Below are 254 nucleotides of genomic sequence, written 5' to 3'. Positions count from 1 at the left end.
GTTCACTAATTGGAGAATATTTTTTCAAAATCACTTCTCCATCGCGATCAACAAATATTTCTAGTGGGTCTCCTTCTCGAATACGTAAAGTTCTACGAATTTCCTTCGGGATTACTACCCTACCTAAATCATCAATTCGACGTACGATTCCAGTTGCTTTCATTCTAATGCTGCCTCACTTTCTACTGATGATCAAAGTGGTGAATTTACCTGTTCATGTAAAAATCACCAACTGTTAGACATAGTATTTTACA

1 protein-coding gene is annotated in these 254 nt (G+C 36.2%); it reads right to left on the bottom strand.

All coding sequences use genetic code 11. The features are described 5' to 3' along the window. Positions 1-163, bottom strand: a 163-nt coding sequence (locus SB658_RS25770; RefSeq protein WP_410603307.1) for an AbrB/MazE/SpoVT family DNA-binding domain-containing protein, incomplete at its 3' end; no start/stop codon positions are given. Positions 164-254: the final 91 nt, after the last annotated feature.

This window comes from Bacillus sp. SIMBA_008, assembly GCF_046535495.1.
Lineage (GTDB): Bacteria > Bacillota > Bacilli > Bacillales > Bacillaceae > Bacillus > Bacillus subtilis.
This window is presented reverse-complemented; position numbering and strand designations above follow the sequence as displayed.